A 19,366-nucleotide genomic window follows, 5' to 3' on the forward strand; every position below is an offset into this window, starting at 1 on the left:
GGGTATATGGCAGACGAAGGCACTTGGCACGACGGTGCCCCACTCAGCGCGCTGAACGAAGGCGAGCCATACGGCATCGAAATCGGCAGAAATCACATCGCGCTCTATCGCGTCGGCAACGAGTATTACGCGACGAGCAATATCTGCACCCATGCGGAGGCGCTGCTGTCCGACGGCATGCTGGACGGTTGCGAGATCGAATGCCCGCTGCATATGGGCCGCTTCGACATCCGGACCGGCGCGGCGCTGACCAGTCCGGTCGAGATCGACATCCGGACCTATCCGGTACGCGTGGCGGGCGACAGGCTCGAGGTCTGCCTGCCCGCATAAGACGACCATCAAAAATCAAGAATAGGGGGAAACAGGGATGACCGAAATCGTGATGGACAAGGCGGCGACAACGACCGCCGATCCGCAGATCGAACGCACCACAATCCGCAAGGTCGCGCTGCGCCTGATGTGGTTCGTCATGGCGATGTACTTCCTCGCCATTCTCGACCGCGGAAACATCTCCTTTGCCGCGCTGCAGATGAACAAGGAGCTCGGGCTCAATGCCGAGATGTTCGGCATCGCCGTCGGCATCATGTACTTCACCTATTCGATCTTCGAGATCCCAAGCAATCTCATCCTCAGCAAATACGGCGCGCGCGTCACGCTGACGCGGATCGCGATCCTGTGGGGCATCGCCACCATGCTGATGGCATTCACGCAGGGCCCGCTCAGCCTCTATGCATTCCGCGGCTTCCTCGGATTTGCCGAGTCCGGCCTGTTTCCCGGGGTGATGCTGCTGCTGAGCCTCTGGTTTCCGTTCAGCTACCGCGCCCGCTACAACGCGATGTTCAACTACGCGGTGCCGATCTCCTATATCTTCGCCTCGCTGATCTCCGGCGCGATCCTCGAGCTGAACGGAACGTTCGGCATTTCGGGCTGGAAATGGCTGTTCATCCTCGAAGGCCTGCCGCCCGTCATTCTCGGGATCGTCGGCATCTTCTATCTGACCGACCGTCCGCAGCAGGCGAGCTGGCTGTCGACGGCGCAGCGCAACTGGCTGATCGGCGCGCTGGAGCGCGACGCCAAGGCAACCGGGGTGGTGCATGCCGAAGGCGTGCTCAGGACCATCACCAAGCCGATGGTGCTGCTGTTCGGCCTGTGCAATTTCGGCCTGTTCTGTGGCCTGGCTTCGCTGTTTCCCTGGCTGCCGCAGATCATCAAGTCGTTCGGGCTGCCGAATTCACAGGTCGGTTTCGTGACCGCGATCCCGCCCGTCGCCGGCCTGATCGGCATGATCGCGTTGTCGCGGCACTCCGACCATGTCGGTGAGCGGTTCTACTACGCGGCCATGACCTTCGTGATCGCGGCAGCCGGCTTCGCCATCGCGGCGTTCTCGACATCGCCGCTCTGGATCATCATCGGCTTCATGGTTGCCAATGTAGGCGTCTATGGCACGCAGGCGGTGTTCTGGACCATCCCGCAGTCCTACATGTCGCGGCAGAGCGCGCCGGGCGCGATCGGCCTGGTCAGCACCATCGGCAGCATCGGAGGCGCCACGATCCCGATCGTGATCGGACGCGCCAAGGACACCTCGGGCAGTTTCACCACCGGGTTCCTCGTGGTAACAGGCGTTCTCCTCGTCGCGGCGGCCCTGGTCCTGATCGCGCGCACTCAACTCGTGAAAGAATGAAAAGCCGGACTGCAACAAACCGCACCAGCGCCCCTGCCCCGCGCCGCGCCCCGCAAGGGGACGCGAGCTCGGAGCTGGTGATCGATTTCGAACGTTACGTGCCGACCGTGCTCTCGAGCCTGGTCGCGAAATTGCGCGCCAACGCCAACGCGTTCTTCCCGCAAGCCTACGGCGTGTCGCTCGCGGAATGGCGGGTGCTGTCCTTTCTCAGGGAGCATGAACCCGCCAGCGCCTACGACATCTGGACCAATGCGCAACTGGACAAGGCCGTCGTCAGCCGCGAGACGACCTCGCTGAAGAAAAAGGGGCTGATCGAGCTAACGCCGGTGCGAGGCAGCGCCCGGAACCGGACCGAGATCCGGCTGACATCGCAAGGCGTCGCGCTGCTCGACCGCAGTCTGGATGAAATCCTGCGCCGGCACAGCAACCTCACGGCCGGCCTCGACGCCAAGGCGCTGGACGGCTTCTTCCGCGTCGTGGCGCATATCGAGCACCGCATTCCCCACATGGCCGACCAGACCTCGAATGCCGTGCCGGCCCATGCGCCGGTCAAACGCATTGCGAAGCGGAGGCCGCCGACCGGCGGCTAGAGCTTTTCCCGTTCCGATGGAATCGGAACGGGGCTCTAGATTCTTGTTTTGACGCGTTTTCTTCACGCGAACCGGTATCCACTTCGCTCGAAAACGCTCTAGCGACACTTGTCCGGTGAGGAACCCGCGTAATTTATGTTTCAGTAAGCAAGTTGTAGCTAGGATCGATCAGTGAGTTGCGTATGGGAGACTTCCAGTGATCGACTTTGACGAACTTCGTAGTATCGCCGCGGATGTTCGTATCTTTATCGACGCGTCGGAAGACAAGGGTGGCGCCTTGAAGGCCATCGTCGAGGCCTACGACGTCGTTCTGGGGATTTTCCCGGCCGGCCCGGGAATGGAACTTCACGTGGTCAAGGGCACTGAGGTCCTCAATCACATCGCGCAGACCCAGGCCTCGTCGGGCTTTACCCACACCGCCATCGCATTCCAGACCCGTGAGCAGGCTGTTGCGCTTCAGCAACTGATGGCTGCCTAACCACCGGCCTTGCACTCCCGCATTTGCGGGGCGGCTGAAGCGATCCCGATAGACCACCGGAGCGGCCCTTGACCGTCGAGAGCTCGAGGGTCGGATCTAATTTCCTCACCCGGCATCTCAGTGCACGGGTAGATCAAGCAGCGGTTGCTGAGCCGCATTGCGCAGCCGTTCGGCATGGTATTGCGCGACACAATCCCAGGGGTACTCGACCAGGAAATCGGCGATGCGCAGCGCCGCCGCGGCGGGCTCCGCGTACCGGATCGAACTGTAGACGGCTTCCCAGCGCGCGCAGAACGTCAGCTCGGAATCGCCGCGTTCGCCGCACAGCTCGTACACCGTGATCGCGTCGGCAAAGCCCTTCGGCCGGATCTGGTCGACGCTGCGGAACGCAAATCTGTGTTCGGCGCGCGCCCTGACGGCCGCGCTCACCAGGACCTGCGTGCCGTAGTTCTTGTTGAGGCCTTCGAGACGCGAGGCCAGATTGATGGTGGCGCCGAGCGCGGTGTAGCTCATGCGGGCGGCGGAGCCGACATTGCCGACCACGGCATCGCCGAGATGCAGGCCAAACCGCGTGCCATAGGCCGGCCAGCCTTCGCTGCGGAAGGCCCGGTTGAGCTCTGTGTTGCGGTGAACGCAGTCCAGCACGGCCTCGCAGGCATGAACGACGTGATCGGGATCCTCGTCCGGCGCGTTCCACAGCGCCATCACCGCATCGCCGATGAACTTGTCGATGGTGCCATGGTGTTTCATGATCGCCTCCGACATCGCGGCGAAATAGCGCGAGGTGAAGATCATGACCTGCGAGGGGTCCGCTTTCTCCGTTTTCGCGGTGAAGTCGGCGACGTCGGTGAAGAGAACCGTGACCTCGCGCCTGATACCGCCGAGCTGCAGCGAGGCTCCGGACTGCATCAGCTGACGGACGATCGGCTGCGGAATGAAGCTTGAGAAGTTGCGCACGACGGTACGCATCGTAAACACCGAGCGGCCGAGCTCGTCGATCTCGTCGATGGCCGATTGCATGCGCGGCCGGTCCGCGAGCTGGAAGTGCTGGATCTCGTCGGTCTGCCGCGCCAGCTCGCGCAGCGATCGGGCGAGCAGCGAGCCGAGCCAGAACGCGAACGGCAGCATCGCGATCACAAAGCCGAGCGCGATGGCAAACAGCGCGCGCCGCTCCGAGATGATCTTGGCAAAAAACTCGTCGAGCGGGGCGACCACCGCGAGGTGGATGTTGGCCGCACCGGCCGTCTCGATGCGGTGAAAGGCCGCCACAAGGGTCCGTCCGTCGGCGTCGGTGAAGAATTGCTGGGCGAGTCCGTCGCTGCGCCAGGACTGGATCGCCGCGGACAGGCCGGGAAGCTTGATGGCATCGATCCGGGGCAATGCGTCGCTGCGTTCCGTCATCAGCTCGCGCATCTCGGGGTGGCCGACGATGCGGTCGGCGTCGTTGAACAGGAAGGCCAGCCCGGATTTTCCGAGCTTTTGCCGGCTCAGCATCTCCTCGAGGCGATTGAGCAGCAGGTCGGCGGCCACCACCCCGCGGCGGCCTTCCCTAAGCGGCGTGCGCAGCGTGTAGCCGGGCTCCCCGGTCGCGTAGAACACATAGGGCCCGGTGAGCAGCGTCTTGCGATCCTTGAGGGCATCGACATACCAGGGACGCTGCCGCGGGTCGTAGCTGTGCGGCCCCGCCACCTTCGCGACCTGGGTCAGGTTTTCCGACAGGAACAGCGTCACCGGCGCCGCGGCGGCCGCCCCCGAGCGGGCAATGACGACGACGCGGTAGACGGCGTCCGGGGCGGCATTCAGCGCCGTGCGGAATTGCGGCTTGGCGCGATCGATGACGTCCATCTCCAGGAAGGAGCCGTCTTCATATCCGACATAGAGATTGAAGATCTGCGGATTGTTGCGCAGCATCGAGGCCAACAGGGCATAGAGCCGGCTGTTGTCAGTGATGTCGGCCTCCTGGATGGCTGGAATTCCTGCCAGGATCTCGAGGCTGTCGCGCACATTCTTGAACTGCGCGTCGATGCGATCGGCGCCGATCTGGCCTACCTTGTCGATGAAGGTGCTCGCGGCCATCTGCGTGATCGACGAGACCCGCCTGAAGCTGAGATAGACCAGCGTCAGTCCGACCACCAGCACCGCGGCGATGACCACCGTGATGATCGAGGTGCGGAAGCCGATACGAACCGGCCCCCGGCCGGTCTCGCGCGCATCACTCATCGAACTCGTCGTTCGCCTCCGCTAATATTTGCGCACGATCGGCTTGGTCGGTGTCGTAGCCGGCGCGGCCGGCGAGAGCTGGAACGTCACCCACGCCGTCCACCCCTCGGGCCGGTTCTCGGCGGCGAAATCCTTGTAGCCTCGGACGTTCAGATAGCCCTGATAGCCGTCGGCCACCGGAAAGATGAATCCCACCTGCGGGCCGATGCCGGCAACGCGTCCCTTGAAATCACCCAGCTTCGCACCGGCTCCGCTGTCTCCGGTGAGCTGCTGGAAATAGTATCCGGCGACACCGACATGCACGTTCTTGGCGATGAACTTCGAGAGTCCCCAGTCGACGTGGAAGTCGATGCCGTTCTGGTACTGCAGATCCTTGTTCATTCCATTGTAGGTGACGCCCGCCAGCACCGAGAACTCCTGGCCGGATTCAGGATTGAGATAGGTATAGGCGCCGCCGACGTCGATCGCGGTGAATCCGAAGCTGAGATTGGCGAGGCGACTGCTGTCATAGGTCCCGCTCGGGATGTTGCCGAAGATGTAGAACATCTCGTTGTTGACACCCTGATTCCATTTCAGCGTGCCCTGGTAGAAGACATCGGAGACCGTGTTGCGGTTGTCGGTTGCGACGCCCGAGACCGTATTGCCCCGCGGCCCCGTCAGCGTCGCGTCTACGCCGACGCCGATATTTCCCGGCGCGGTAAGGAAGGTTACGGCCGCCTGCCCCCCTAGGACCGACTGAGCCCAGGTATAGGTGAACCCTTCGATGAGAACGTCCGCATGTGCGTTGAGACCGGCGACGACGGACCCCGGCACGCGGTTGCCGATGACAAAATTCTTTCCCGCGTTGGCGCTTGTGTCGAGATGAATGTAGATCGTCTCATACGCCCAGCCGGGCACCGCCGGTGCTGCGGTCAGGCTGGCGAACGCGCCGGGCAGCCAGAAGCTCAATCCACCGGCGTCGGCCAAGGCTGTGCGCGGCATCGTCGACAGCGCGATTGCGCCGACGATGCCGAGAACGGCGCGCTTGTGATTCTTGACTGTCTTCATCCCGAGCTCCCCATTTCGTTCAAGACATCATAGCGGATTCGCGTGCGTCTCAATTCACCGCCTGCGCCTCCGGGAATTTCCACTTCCCGTTCAGGATCTCCGGGCGCGGCCGATAGAGCCGGACCATATAGTTCCAGCCCGCCATGATTGGCAGGCAATTGGCAATCTTCCCATCGCAGCCTCCGAACTGCACCGTCACTGCGCCGTCGGCATTCCGCTTCGCGGTGATGCTGTTGAGCGAGTAAGCGTCATAGGGATTGGCCTGGAAATAGCCTTCCTTGTTGTAGAGGCTGATCGACCAGAAGCCGTCGACCGGCACGTCCTTGACGTCGAGCCGATAGATCGCCGTGCCGTCGTTCTTCGCGGGCGTGACGTTGAGATAGAGCGCATCCTTTTCGGGATTACCACCCCACGCCGACGCCGCCCCGATCAGCCGCCGCACCGGATCAACCTTGCCCCGCGCGCCGAACATCCCCTTGGTGTCGGGCAACGTCGACGCCAGCGCAAGCAGCGCCTCGCGCACCTTCTTCTGGCCGGCCGGATCGAAGTTCGGCACCTCGAATTTGCCGGGACTCTTCTGGCTGACCCTGATCGCATCCTGCAGGGCGTGGACCCGCTCGACATCCTTCGGATTGTTCGGGTCGACCAGGATGCGTACCGCCATCACCACGTAGCGGGTGCTGATCTTGTCTTTGCTGAACGTGTACCGGCCGGGCCGGTAGATGACCTCGGGTGTGTACTGGTCCTCGTCGATGACCTGCATCGACATGAAGCGCTTGCCGGCGTCCGGCAGCGTGATCGTCACCGGACCGGCATCGAGATCGAACACCGCGCCGGAATAGAGCGTGTCCCTGTTGGTCCGGATCACCGTCTGCTTGTCGATCGGCAAGGCTTCGCGATTGTGCTCGAACTTGCCGAAGCCATCCTTCTTCACCACCCCGTCGAAGTAGAGGTCGGTCTCGGCGCGGACGAAATTATCGGCGGTCACCGGGACCGTATCGGTCGTGGCAGCTGCCGTCCCCACGGTCGGCGACGCAGGCCCCGCCCCTGCCGCGACGCGCTCGATGTCCGGCAACACCCAGCTCTTGTCGAACAGCGGCTTCTGCGGGCCATAGAGGCGGAACAGGACCTCGAACTCTCCGCCGGCGCGCGTCGGTATCCAGTTCGTTTCCTTACCCGCGGGAGCCGCCGGGCCGAAATAGACATCGACCGAGCCATCCGCATTCTTCTGCAGTTCCGGGTTTTGCGATGACCGGCTGAAACGCGGCATATCCCGGATGAAGGCATGCGTATCACGGTCGTAGGCGGTCGCAGACCAATATTGCGAGACCGGTGCGTTTGCCGGCACGGTCAGACGATACTGGCTCGCGCCGACGAGGGCATTGCCCGTCTTGTCGGCGATCGTCATCAGATAGAATTGTCCGGCGCCCAACCGCTTGATGCCGACGAAGCCGTAGGAATAGGTCAGCCCGCGCGCATCGACCGGATAGCTGTCGCGCTTGGCGTAGGAATCCGACTGGCCTTCGATGACCTCAGGCGACGCCGGAACGCCCCAGCGGTGGCCTTCATTGTAGGGCGCGAAAGCCGTGGTGTATTTGTACTCGAGCCAGGCATGAGCATCACGCGCCCCGGCCTCGAGGCGGTGGCGCGTCCCGGCGTCGGGGTTGAACGGCTTGCCCTTTTCGATACCGATCGAACGCAATTGATCGATCATGACCCTGTCGCGCTCAAGCCAGGGCTCGGACTGAACGATGCGATCGAGGGCCTCGAAGAAACGGATATCATATGGGATCGTCGAATCGAACACGACCTCGACCGCATCCACGAACGTCGTCTCCGGAGGGCTGTCGGCGCGCGCCAGCGGGTAGAGCTTGATTTGCCGGCCGTAAGCGACCGCCTTGGCGACATCGGCGTCGCTGCCGCTTTTCGGCGTGGACCGCAGCAGCGCGTAGCCGGAGGACGTATCGGATCGCAGGGGAATATAGCCGTCGGGAGGCGTCTGCGAATAGTCAGGCGGAAGGATCAGATACTTGCCGCCCTTCCCCTTGTCAGCGCCCGAAGGTCCCGCATCTTCGAGCGCGACCTGCCAGACCGTGTCGATGTTGCCGGTGATCGACTCCTCCCCGGCCGGCGGAACCTCCAGCACCATTGGACCGGCCTGGGCGGTGTTGAAGAACGCCATCAGATAGACCGCGTCGGGATTCGGCGTCAGCGTCTGGTTCTTCCAGCTCGGCAGCCGCGACCAGTAGACGATTTGGTTGTCCTTCAGGCCGACCCTGGTCTTCGCCTGCTGCAGCATCAGGTCGGTATTGACGGCGGGCATGCCCCAGACGACGGCTTCAAACGCGCGCCGTTGCATGACGTCGCCTGCGAGCCCCGCAGCGGATGCAGCAGGCTCCGCCGCCCTCACGGGCGTGGTTGGAATCGTCCCGGATAGCAGCGCGATCGAGAGCAGGATCATGGTCCGCTGCGCAATCATCATTTCCCCTCAAAGCGGATTGACATAATTAATGATCGCAACTTGCCGCAGCAGCACCCGGCGGACCACATGAGTCGGCTTCAAATGCTCGGTATAGATTGCCGCCGTCCCGGCACTGCCCGCAGGCAACCGATTAGCGAAGGTAGCATCGTCGAGCTTCACACGCACGACGAAAGGTGCCGCCTCGATCGCTTTCGGCGCCACGGCGGTACCCGAGGTCTGGGTCTGGCCGATCGCGATCGCCTGCAGCACGCTTTCGACCTTGCCGGAATAGATCTGCCCGGGCGCGAACTTGAAGGTGACCTCGACCTCCTGCCCCGGCGCGACGTAGCGGGCATCGATCTGGTTGATCTCGACGCCGATAATCGTGTTCGAGGTATCGATGAACGCCATCACCGGCGACAGCGGCAGGTTCGCTACCCGCGCGCCCTTGCGCAGCGCGAGGTTGGTGACGTAGCCGTCGGCCGGCGCCTTCACCACCGTCTTGTCGAGATTCCACTCCGCGGCCTCGAGCTGGCCGCTGAGCTGATCGACTTCCGACTGGTGCTGCTCGACGTCGAAGCCACGCCCGGCGTCGCGCTCGTAGAGCGTCGTCATCTGCGCAAGCCGCGTCTTCGACAGCTTGAGCTGCGCCGTGATCGCCTTGACCTGCGCATCGTAGGGCGTCGGATCGATCTTGAAGAGAACGTCACCGGCCTTCAGCGCGGTGTTGGCGACGACGGGCACTTCGGTCACTTCGCCGGCGACGTCAGGCACGATCGACACCGCATTGCGCACCACCAGCGCCGAGCCCTGCGGTGCGCCCCAGTTCATCGGGACCAGGAGACCGAACATCACCAGCACCAGCACGATGAACGGCGACAGCTTCCAGAACAGGTTGAAGCGCACGATCTTGAAATGCACCAGCAGGAACAGCAGCACCAGATAGGTGTTGATGATCGCGACGCCCATCACACCGCTCCACTCTTGCGTTGGGGCACGTCGACATAGGCCCAGATCAGCGCGATCGGCCACAGCGCGAAGCCGAAAAGCAGCGTGATCCAGCCGGCCACCGTCACGGCCTGCGCGTAGGGATGATTGCGCGACTTCGCGATATGCCCGGGCAGCCAGCCCGCGATGCAAAAAACACCGATCGCGCTTCCGACCAGAATGATCAGCACGATCCAGGCAAAGATGTCGTAGCCGCTCATGGCACCGCCTCACATGACATCAGACCGACCAGACAGGCCGTCGTCCACACTTGCCCCTCAATTCGATTTGGCCACGTCGGGTGGTGTCCACTTTCCTTGAAGGAATTCCTCGCGCGGCGAGTAGAGGCGCATCAGCAGCGTGAACGGCGCCTTGCCGACCGGGAGCCAGTTGGCTTCCTTGTCCTTTCCGGGCGAATCGGCCTGGAGGTAAAGATCGACGGAGCCATCGGCGTTGGTGAAGAGCTTGTCGCGATCGCCGATGGCCTGACGCTTGATCGGGTTCGGGATGAAGTAGCCCTCGATGTCATAGGCCGTCACCGACCAGAACGCGTCCACCGGCGGCAGCTTGCCCTTGTCGAAGTGCAGGACGTACTTGTTGGCGCCATCCAGCGCCCGGCCATCGCTATCGGTCGACAGCGCGGGATAGACCGCGTCCTGCGGCAGGTTCTCGCCGAGACAGCACTGGGCGATCGCGGCGCGGTAGAGATAGTCCACGCCATAGGCGCCGCTGCGGGTGGTGTAGATCCAGCCCTTGCCGCCGATGCCGCCCGCCTTCCTGCCCTCGGCCAGCACCAGGGCTTTGCCGTCGGTATAGCCGCGATTGAATGCCTGCTGGATATTTGCCGGCGCTTTCGCGAGGTCGAAGCTTTGGCCGACCTTGAAGCCCACGCGTTCGAGGCGGTGGATCATCGGGTAGTCGACCTGGTTGGGCGGATTCTCCTTGAGCAGATCGGCGAAGCTGCCGAAATAGGTCGCCGCGTCCATCCGGTCGACCGCCACCGGCGGCGCTGCCTTCATGTCGATGCTGGGATCGATGGTGCCCTTGGCGGGGACATAATCCGCCTTGCCCCAGGCCGAGAGCGGCGTGAGCTTCATGCCGCCCTGAACCTTATGAACGTTCGCATAGTCGGCGACCCCATTGGTCTGGGTACGGCCGATGATCCATACATAGCGCGTGGGGCTTTTGATCACCTCCAGGCCCGCCGGCGCATCGCCGCGCCACTGCGGGCTCACCACCAGGAAATCGCGCGCCGCATTCCTGCCCGTCGTTCGCGTGCCGGGCACAGCGAAGACATCGCTCCACAGACTGAGCATCGGCAGCATGAAATAGCGGTCGGCCGACGGTACCGAGAGCACCATCGGCTCACTCTTCAGGTCGAGAACGCCGGCCGAGTACAGCGTGTCCACATTGGTGCGGATGACAAGCTTTGCTTCGGGGTTGGCAAAGGCCCGCACATGGTGGAATTGGTTCGGCGGCCCATAGGCATCACCGTCGACGGGTTGCACGAAATTGCTCAGCCTCTGGACGGTCGCGTGCGTCAGCATCAGCGGGTACGCGTAGACGTAACCATCCTTGGCGATCGCGTAGGCCTCCTGTTCGGAGACGCTCTGCGCTGACGCGGAGCCCACCAGCGCCATCAGCGCAACGGGGATCAGTTTGAAGACTGCCTTAATCACCCAAGCCCCCTTTCTCGCTCCGATGGTGTTGGCGATGTTGCCGCCTGTCGATGCCACGTCGTCACTGCGAACGGTTGTCATCTGGAAACACCACCTTCCAGTCCTGCTTCATGTCGACCACGGTCCATCCGCGCTGCGCTGCCTCATCGAGCGCCTTGTCGAGCTTGCCGACCTTCGATTGACGGTCGTAGGCGTACTCGCGAACCTCGTCGGTGTGGTGCACGATGCCGGCGAAGCGCGCGCCCGATCCCGCCACGGTCCATTGCAGCATCTGCAGGTCGCCGTCCGAGTTGCCGAACGCGAAGATCGGGCGGCGGCCGATGAAGCGGTTGATGCCGACCGGCTTGCCCGGGCCGTCATCGATGAACTCGACCTTGGCCTGCTTCATCAGGACCGGCTTGCCGTCGGGGGCGATCTGGAACTTGACCACGCCGGATGAGCCGACCACCTGCTCCGGCGGGATGCCGTACACCTTCTCCATCCACGGCCGCATGAATTCGACCCCGCCGCCGGAGACGACGAAGGTCTTGAAGCCGTTGGCCCTGAGATAGGCCAGCAGCTCCAGCATCGGCTGGTAGACCAGGCTGTCATACGGCCGGTTGAAGCGCGGATGCCTCGCCGTCGCGAGCCAGTCACGCACCGAATTTGCGAACGTATCGGTCGTCATGCCGGCATGCGTTGCCGCCACGATCTGCAAAAGGCCCTTCTCGCCGCTCGCGGCCAGCGCCTTGGTGTCCTTCTCGAGAAGCGCCTTGAAGGGTTGCCGCGTCTTCCAGTCCGGGTGCTCCGGCGCCATCGCCTTGACGCGGTCGAACGCGAAGGCGAGCTGGAAATAGAACGGCTGCTCGGTCCACAGCGTGCCGTCATTGTCGAACGTCGCGATCCGCTCGGCCGGCGGCACGAAGTCACGCCCGCCCTGCGTCGTAACGCGCGCGACGAAATCGACGATCGCCGATTTCGCCGCGCCGTCGCTCCAGGATGGCAAGGGATCCACCGGCTGCGCCACCGCAACGGAGATGGCCACAAGACACGCAAGCAGCACAGCGGCAAGCCGAACCATCATCGCACTTTCCCTCTTTCTGTCCGTTGCTCTGCCTGCATCACTGCGGCTTCAAGCGCTCGAGGTCATTGAGCCGCTTCAATGCCGCCTGCTGCCGAAGCAGTCCGTAATTGATGCCGCCCGCGTTCAGCGAACTGCCTTCCTGATAGGGGAACTGGTCGAAATCAGAGAAGAATTCCTTGATCTTTCCCTGCACCGGCACGATCAGCCACATGTTCTGGGCGAGGAATTTCATCGCCTCTCCGCCTTCCTCCATGCCGCGCTCATAAGGATCCATGCGCAGATTGGCGATCAGCGACCACGCCGTGACCTCACGTGTGCCGGTTGCGATGTTTCCCTTTGACGAGGCAAAGCTCAGCTTCCAGTCGTTCCACCGGATGGCGTTGAGATTGCCGCCCTGGTCGAAGTAGTAGATCGAGTCGCGCGGCGGCTCCTTTGCGTCTCCCTTGAAGAACGGCATGAAGTTGTAGCCGTCGAGATGAACCTTGAAGGTCTTGCCGCCCGCGCCGGCAAATCCGGTCTTCATCTTCTCCTTGACGTCATTCATCCCCGCTGCGGCACATAGCGTTGGAAACCAGTCGATCAACGAGATGATCTCGTTGTACTCGGTGCCGGGCTTCACCACGCCCGGCCATCGCACCATCATCGGAATGCGCATGCCGCCTTCCCAGGTCGTGCCCTTCTCGCCGTGGAACGGTGTCATCGCTCCATCGGGCCACATCGCGATCTCCGCGCCATTGTCCGTGGTGTAGAGGACGATCGTGTTGTCGGCGATGCCGAGATCGTCGAGTTGCTTGAGCAATTCGCCGACCATTCCGTCATGCTCGACCATCCCGTCTGCATGGATGCCCTTGCCGGTCTTTCCGAGCGACGCCTGCTTCAGATGCGTGAAAATATGCATGCGCGTCGAGTTGAACCAGACGAAGAACGGCTTGTCCGCCTTGGCCTGGCGTCCGATGAAGTCCTTGGCAGCGCCGAGAAATTCTTCGTCCACCGTGGGCATGCGCGCAGTGTTCAGCGGACCCGTGTCCTCGATCTTTCCATCCGCGGACGATTTGATCACGCCGCGCGGGCCGAACTGCTTCCGGAAGTTCGGATCCTTCGGATAGAAATAGCCTTCCGGCTCCTCCTCGGCGTTGAGATGATAGAGGTTGCCGAAGAACTCGTCGAAGCCGTGCTTGGTCGGCAGATGCTCGTCGCGGTCGCCGAGATGGTTCTTGCCGAACTGGCCGGTGGCATAGCCCTGGGTCTTCATCGCATCGGCGATCGTCGGCATCCAGTCCTGGATGCCATGGGGATCGCCGGGCATGCCGATGGTGAGAAGGCCGGTCCGGAACGGCTCCTGGCCAAGGATGAACGATGCGCGGCCGGCGGTGCAGCTTTGCTGACCGTAGGCGTCGGTGAAGATGGCGCCCTCGCGCGCGATCCGGTCGATGTTGGGCGTGCGATATCCCATCATGCCCATGGTGTAGGCGCTGATCTGCGGGATGCCGATGTCGTCGCCGAAGATGACGAGGATGTTCGGCTTGCGGCCACCGGCCGGCGCCGCGGCGGGCGCGGCCTTCTGGGCTTGCGCGAGCGCCTGCGACGTCAGCGCCGCAGTGGCAGCAAGCGATGACGTGCCGAGCAGAACGGCCCGGCGATCAATGGTCGAGGCACCGCAATCGGAATTGGCGCCGGCGTCATGTCTCTTCGTCTCACTCTTCATTCGACACTCCTTAGTTACTCAAGGGTTGCTCGCTCTGGTGACTACGAATCATGCGTTCTGCTCGATCGGTCTCAATGTGCTTCGTTCATCTGGCGGGCTTTGGTCGACCAAAGGACGTGGTGGAGGAAAGCCCGACCGGATTCAGGTTCTGAAGTGAGCGCGTGTCTTCGCGGCGTCTCGCGCGCCGACGCAGGCTGCGCCGGGCGCCGCCGACCTGGCGCAGCAGCCGGCGCGGTGACCAGCGCGCCGCGCCGGCAGACGGCGCGAACAGCTCGCGCTCGACCGCGCCGATCTCGTCATCGAGCGCGGCATCATGGGCGACGGCCTTGAACGCCTCGACCGTGTGCCCCGGCGCGACCGGTTCGAACCGCTGCAGCCAGTCGAGCAGCGCGAAGTAGACCGCCTTGGCGTCGCCATGGCGCGCGGCGCGCCGCAGCTCGCTGAAGGCGAACGCTTCCGAGCGCAGATAGGCCTCGCGATGCCGGCGAAGACGCGCCACGATCGCGCGGATCGTCCGCGGCATCAGCCAGCCAAGCCCGGCAAGCGCCAGCAGCACGACTGCGGCCGACTTCCAGCGATCGGCAACGACATCGCGCAGCGCGCCCCATGACCGGCGTGCGCTGGAGGTGCCGGTTGACGACGCGCCGCCGGCTGCCGGGTTCGTCTCCACGTGCAGCGTCACCGGGTCGAGATGCGCCACATCGATGCTTTGCGCGTCGATATTCCACCAGCGCAGGTCGATCGGCGGCAGCACATAGTCGCCGGCCTTCTCGAGCATGTAGACGCCGCTGTCGGTGCGCGTCGAGGACAGCACATCGGTGCGCCCATCAGTCTTGTCCTGGAGCGACGGCCGCGCAGGATAGAGCTTGAGCCCGTCGAACGCGGCGAACTTCACCGGAGGCAGCAGCATCGCCGGAATGCCTTCGGCCTTGATGGCGACGGTCCGCGTCACGGCATCCCCCGCCTTGAGCTGATCCGACGAACGGTTGACGGTCTGCTCGATCGACAGATTGCGCGCGGCCATGAACGGCTGCAGGGCGGAGGCCGCGTCCGGGATGAAGGCCTCAAATGCGATCGGCGGCAGCGCGAGCGTGGCCTCGCGCGTCGCCGGCGGCTCGGCGGCGTATTTGATGGTGATCGCCTGGCCGGCGATCGCGTAGCTGCCCGGCTCCTGCGGATGGATGGCAAATTCGAACCGGACGCCGGCATAGGTGACGCCGTCTCGCTGCTCGTTCTCGTTGATGCTCCGCAACTGACGGGTCACGGCATTGCGGACCTGGAAGTCGGGCAGCTCGGGCGGCGCCGTCATGTAGTTCGGCGCCAGCACGTCGATCCGCAGCGTGGCCGCCTGCCCCACCACGACGCGCGGCGGATCGATCGTCAGCCGCAGGATCGGCTCCGGCGCGCTTTGCTGGGCGATCGCCGCGCAGGCGCAGGGTATGAGCAGTCCGAGCATCAGGGCTGCGGCGGCGAGCGGGCGCGTCATGGCTTCGCCCCCGCCGGCCGCGACGCATCCTGGATCGCGAATTTCAGCTTGAGGAAGTCGGCCGGCGTGGTCTGGACCTGACGCATCCAGGCTTCGGCGGCACCGGCCGTGGTGAGATCCGTCGGCTTCACCTGGATCCGCTTGCCGCCCTTCTGGGTCGGGTCGACCCGCATCTCGTCCGCCTTCTCGTCCGGCGGCGCGCTGTCGTCCTGCTCCTGCTTTTTCCGCTTCTCCTCCTTCGCCTGCAGCGCCGCTACCACGATGGCACGGTTGGTCGTCGCGGCAACATGGCCGGGCGCGATCTTCAGGACCTCGTCATAGGCGGCGATCGCCTTCTCATAGGCGTGGTTCTGCGCCTGGGCATTGCCGAGCGCGAAGCGTCCCTCGAGCGTATCGACATGCGCAAATTCCTGCGCGGCCGTCAGGAAGTCGAACGCGCGATAGGCGGCGATGCCGCGCCACATCGGATCGGAGAAGCGCTTGGCCGCGGTCGCATAGTCGCCGCGATCGAAGGCGATGCGTCCTTGCTGATCCGGCGTCAGCCACAGGTCGGCAAAACGGCGCGGCTCCTCCGCCCTCGCGGACGACACGTGCGACAGGCAGACGAAGGCGACAACCCAGGCCACCGTCGTGCCGCGCCGGAACCAGAGCAGGCTGAGCAGTGCAATCGGCAGCAGCAGCCAATAGCCCTCATCGCGCCATTGCGTACCGAACGCGTCGCCCTGCGCGGCCTGATAGCGGGTTTCGATGCGGCGCTCGAGCGCCGCGATGTCGGCGTCGTCGATGCTGACCTGGACGACGTCCGAACCGAGCGCGAACCTTTCGCCCTTGTTCGGCGTGACGCTCAGCTTGACCAGACCGTTCCGTCCGGCAGCCTGACGAACCGCTCCCTCGTCACCGCCGTCGTCGGCGACAAGCAGGATCGTGCCGGGCACCGTTTCGGTCGCGAGCGCCTCCGCGGCGAGCGCCACCGCCGCGACCGCGTTCTTCCCGACCGACGGCATCAGGCCCGGGGCAAGCGCGGCGAGGAAGGGTTCGATGACGGCGCGATCGTCGGTCAGCGGCATCACCAGATGCGCGGTGCCCGCGTAGGCGATCAGCCCCGTGCGCGCGCCGGCGCGCGCAGCAAGCAGATCCCTGATCTTCTGCTTTGCGCGTTCGAGCCGCGTCGGTGCGACGTCGCTCTGCCCCATCGTTGCATCGAGCGACAGCGCGATCATCAGCGGCGCCTTGTCCTCGACGAAGGGCGGCAGCTCGCGCCGCCAGGTCGGGCCCGACAACGCGACGATGCCGAGCGACAGTGCGGCGGCGACCAGATAGAGCGGGCTGACGCCGCGTCCCGCGCCCGGTTGCACGATGAGATGGTTGAGCAGATGCGGCGCGATCACCCCGCCCCATTGCGCCTGCGGACTCTGCCGCCACCGCACCCATACGAAGACGGCGGCGATAGGAATCAGGGCGAGCAGCCACAGCGGCCGCAGCAGATGGAACGGGATGGCGGCCGCGTCATGCATGGCCGAGCGCTCTCCTTCGTCCCAGCCCGCTTTCCAGCGAAAGGCCGAGCCACAGCAGCAGCGACAGCACCACGGCGGCGCCGAGCGGCCATTGGAACAGCGGCTGCTTCGGCCGCCATGACAGCGTATCGAGCTTGGCCGGCGCGAGACGGTCGATATCCGCGTAGATCGCCTGCAGCTGCGCACCGTCCTCGGCCCGGTAGAAGTGGCCGCCCGTCGTGGCGGCGACCGAGCGCAGGACGCCGAGATCGACACGGTTCTCGCCGGTCGCGGCCGGATCGCCGACGCCGATCGTGTCGATCACGACGCCGTTCTGGTGTGCGATGTCCGCGGCATGCTCCGGAGGGACGCGGCTCGCCGTATCGTTGCCGTCGGTGAGCAGGACAAGGAGCTTCTCGCGCGCCTTGCTTGCCTCGAAGGTCTTGATCGCAAGCCCGATGGTGTCGCCGATCGCGGTCTGCTGTCCGGCCATGCCGACCTCGGTCTGCGCCAGCAGCGCGGTCGCGGTCTGCAGATCCTGCGTGAACGGCACTTGCACATAGGGCCTGGTGCCGAACAGCACCAGCGCGACGCGGTCGCCGTGCCGGTGCGCGATGAAATCCGCGACCACGCGCTTGACGCCGTCGAGCCGCGTCAGCATCGCGCCGTCGCTGCTTCGGAAATCGCGCTGCTCCATCGAGCCGGAGATGTCGATCGCGAGCATGAGATCGCGCGCCGAAACCTCGCGCGTGACGGGGTCGCCGACCCATTGCGGCCGCGCCAGCGCCGCGACGACGAGCGCCCAGATCAATGCCGCCGTCACCATCTGGATGCGCCGCCGCTGCAGCACGACGGCGCCGCGCTGCGGGGTCTGTCCGGTTGCCGCCGCAAGGCGGTCGAAGAACGGCACCATCACGGAGGCCTGCCGCGCGCGATACGGCGGCAACAGCCACCACGCCAGGATCGGCAGCGGCAGGAGCGCGAGCATCCAGGGCCATGCGAACTCAAACATGGTGCCCCCTGATCCAGCGCCGCACCAGATCCTGCAGCGCGTTTAGGTCGCCGGCATCCGCCGTCGTCCGCCCGTACGGCGCGGTCGCGAGCAGCCGTCCGGCGCCGTGCGAGAATTCGTCGCCGCCATAGCTGCGATCGAGGAACGCAAGCCAGCCCGCGCCTGCAAGCGGCGCGATGGTCTCGCGCGGAAAGGCATCGAGCGCAGTCTTCCGCACCAGCAGCGCGAGGCTCGCGGCCATTCCCTCCGGGACGCCGCCTTGTGTCTGCAGCAACCGGTCAAGCTCCGCGAGCGCCGCGCGCCGATAGCGGTTGGCGCGGAAACGCCGCAGCAGGCGCCACGCCGCAACGGCGACCCCCGCGGCAACCAGCACGATCACGATCCGCGACGCCCATGTCGCCGGAAGCAGGCTCACCGACGGCGGCAGCGGGATATCGATCAGGCCCGCGACGGGATCCACAATGCCGGGTTGGGTGTCAGCCAAGAGCCGCCTCCGCTCTGGTGTGACTGCCACCGCGTCCGTGCCGGGCCGGCAGCCCGCCCAGGAGACGCCGGAGTTGCGGCGCCGTTTCCTCGGCCGTGCTCAGCGGCAGGACGGGAATGCCAAGCTCGCGCGTCCACGCGAATACGCCGCGCAGCCGCTCCTGCGACGCCTGCGCGATACTTTTGCGGACACTCTCGCGGCCGACTTCGAGCTGAATCTGCAGCTCGCCATCGGTGACGGTCATCCGGCTCGAGGCAGGCAAATCGCTTTGCAGGGGATCGTGGACCAGCACCGCGACCACGTTGTTATGCCGGGCGATCGCCCCGATCATCCGGCGCGTCGCGGTATCCGCGCCATCGAAATCGCTGATGATGATCACCGTGGCGTCGTGCATCGTCCGCCGCTCGGCATGTTCGAGCGCCCGGTTGAGCATGCCTGACGCCGGGACGATGCCGCGGCCGACGCCGAGCGCCTGGTTCTGCGCGACGACGGTGGACAAGATCTGCAGCACCGTCGCCCGACTGCGCCGCGCCGCCAGCTCGACGACATCGCTGTCATTGAACACGATCGCGCCGACCCGGTCGCCGACGCCGAGCACACGCCAGGCGCCGATCGCAGCGGTCTCGGCCGCGGTGACCGACTTCATGGCACGCCGGCTGCCAAAGAACATCGACAGCCGCTGATCGACCACGAGCAGGGCCTGGCGGTCGCGCTCCTCGTTGAAGACGCGCACATGCGGCTTCTGCAGCCGCGCCGTGACCTTCCAGTCGATCTCGCGGACATCGTCACCCGGGCGATAGTCCCTGATCTCCTCGAAGTTCAGCCCGCGGCCGCGCATGCGCGAGGCGAACCGGCCCGACAGCAGACTGTGCACCGGCTGGCGCGGCAGGAACGAAACCCTGCGATCCCTGAATTCGAGCGCGATCAGATCGTCGAGACTGACGTAGACACCGGGCGTTCTGGCTGATGTCTCCGTCATC

The 19,366-nt window shown here is 64.7% G+C and carries 17 protein-coding genes; 4 read left to right on the plus strand and 13 right to left on the minus strand.

Annotation, left to right across the window (positions count from 1 at the left end; translation table 11 throughout):
• Positions 1-6: 6 nt before the first annotated feature.
• From IF803_RS30855 to IF803_RS30870, 4 genes are all read left to right on the plus strand, one after another.
• On the plus strand, positions 7-330 hold the full coding sequence (locus IF803_RS30855; RefSeq protein ID WP_461194651.1) for a non-heme iron oxygenase ferredoxin subunit: 324 nt from the start codon (positions 7-9) through the stop codon (positions 328-330).
• Positions 331-367: 37 nt separating this feature from the next.
• The gene (locus IF803_RS30860; protein WP_461194652.1) at positions 368-1,681 is read left to right on the plus strand and encodes an MFS transporter; all 1,314 of its coding nucleotides are present in this window, start codon (positions 368-370) and stop codon (positions 1,679-1,681) included.
• Between the two features lie 77 nt (positions 1,682-1,758).
• A complete protein-coding gene (locus IF803_RS30865; RefSeq protein WP_461194653.1) occupies positions 1,759-2,271 on the plus strand; it encodes a MarR family winged helix-turn-helix transcriptional regulator in 513 nt (170 codons plus the stop codon).
• 196 nt (positions 2,272-2,467) lie between these two features.
• The gene (locus tag IF803_RS30870) at positions 2,468-2,749 is read left to right on the plus strand and encodes a hypothetical protein (protein WP_028341211.1); all 282 of its coding nucleotides are present in this window, start codon (positions 2,468-2,470) and stop codon (positions 2,747-2,749) included.
• A 117-nt stretch (positions 2,750-2,866) separates the two neighbouring features.
• Here IF803_RS30870 and IF803_RS30875 read toward each other — a convergent pair whose 3' ends face one another.
• From IF803_RS30875 to IF803_RS30935, 13 genes are all read right to left on the minus strand, one after another.
• A complete protein-coding gene (locus IF803_RS30875) occupies positions 2,867-4,969 on the minus strand; it encodes an adenylate/guanylate cyclase domain-containing protein (RefSeq protein WP_461194654.1) in 2,103 nt (700 codons plus the stop codon).
• A gap of 21 nt (positions 4,970-4,990) precedes the next feature.
• The gene (locus IF803_RS30880; RefSeq protein WP_461194655.1) at positions 4,991-6,016 is read right to left on the minus strand and encodes a SphA family protein; all 1,026 of its coding nucleotides are present in this window, start codon (positions 6,014-6,016) and stop codon (positions 4,991-4,993) included.
• 49 nt (positions 6,017-6,065) lie between these two features.
• On the minus strand, positions 6,066-8,498 hold the full coding sequence (locus IF803_RS30885; protein ID WP_461194657.1) for a DUF1214 domain-containing protein: 2,433 nt from the start codon (positions 8,496-8,498) through the stop codon (positions 6,066-6,068).
• 6 nt (positions 8,499-8,504) lie between these two features.
• Positions 8,505-9,446 carry an HlyD family secretion protein gene (locus IF803_RS30890; RefSeq protein WP_461194658.1) on the minus strand — a complete coding sequence of 314 codons (942 nt, stop codon included), beginning with the start codon at positions 9,444-9,446 and terminating at the stop codon, positions 8,505-8,507.
• Positions 9,446-9,685: a DUF3302 domain-containing protein gene (locus tag IF803_RS30895; protein ID WP_461194659.1), complete on the minus strand. Its 240-nt coding sequence runs from the start codon at positions 9,683-9,685 to the stop codon at positions 9,446-9,448. The genes IF803_RS30890 and IF803_RS30895 overlap by 1 nt, the downstream gene beginning before the upstream one ends.
• 57 nt (positions 9,686-9,742) lie before the next feature.
• Positions 9,743-11,224 carry a DUF1254 domain-containing protein gene (locus IF803_RS30900; RefSeq protein WP_461194661.1) on the minus strand — a complete coding sequence of 494 codons (1,482 nt, stop codon included), beginning with the start codon at positions 11,222-11,224 and terminating at the stop codon, positions 9,743-9,745.
• Positions 11,205-12,206 carry an HAD family hydrolase gene (locus tag IF803_RS30905; RefSeq protein WP_461194663.1) on the minus strand — a complete coding sequence of 334 codons (1,002 nt, stop codon included), beginning with the start codon at positions 12,204-12,206 and terminating at the stop codon, positions 11,205-11,207. Before IF803_RS30905 ends, IF803_RS30900 begins: the two co-directional genes overlap by 20 nt.
• 37 nt (positions 12,207-12,243) lie before the next feature.
• Positions 12,244-13,911: an arylsulfatase gene (locus tag IF803_RS30910; protein ID WP_461194664.1), complete on the minus strand. Its 1,668-nt coding sequence runs from the start codon at positions 13,909-13,911 to the stop codon at positions 12,244-12,246.
• Between the two features lie 85 nt (positions 13,912-13,996).
• A complete protein-coding gene (locus IF803_RS30915; RefSeq protein WP_461194666.1) occupies positions 13,997-15,397 on the minus strand; it encodes a BatD family protein in 1,401 nt (466 codons plus the stop codon).
• A complete protein-coding gene (locus IF803_RS30920; protein ID WP_461194667.1) occupies positions 15,394-16,911 on the minus strand; it encodes a VWA domain-containing protein in 1,518 nt (505 codons plus the stop codon). The genes IF803_RS30915 and IF803_RS30920 overlap by 4 nt, the downstream gene beginning before the upstream one ends.
• Positions 16,904-17,902, minus strand: a complete 999-nt coding sequence (locus IF803_RS30925; RefSeq protein WP_461194669.1) for a VWA domain-containing protein — start codon at positions 17,900-17,902, stop codon at positions 16,904-16,906. The genes IF803_RS30920 and IF803_RS30925 overlap by 8 nt, the downstream gene beginning before the upstream one ends.
• The gene (locus IF803_RS30930; protein WP_461194670.1) at positions 17,895-18,386 is read right to left on the minus strand and encodes a DUF4381 domain-containing protein; all 492 of its coding nucleotides are present in this window, start codon (positions 18,384-18,386) and stop codon (positions 17,895-17,897) included. The genes IF803_RS30925 and IF803_RS30930 overlap by 8 nt, the downstream gene beginning before the upstream one ends.
• Complete coding sequence (locus tag IF803_RS30935; protein ID WP_461194672.1) at positions 18,379-19,365, minus strand: DUF58 domain-containing protein; 987 nt, start codon at positions 19,363-19,365, stop codon at positions 18,379-18,381. Before IF803_RS30935 ends, IF803_RS30930 begins: the two co-directional genes overlap by 8 nt.
• Between the last annotated feature and the right edge of the window lies 1 nt (position 19,366).

It is taken from the genome of Bradyrhizobium sp. UFLA06-06, assembly GCF_054820065.1.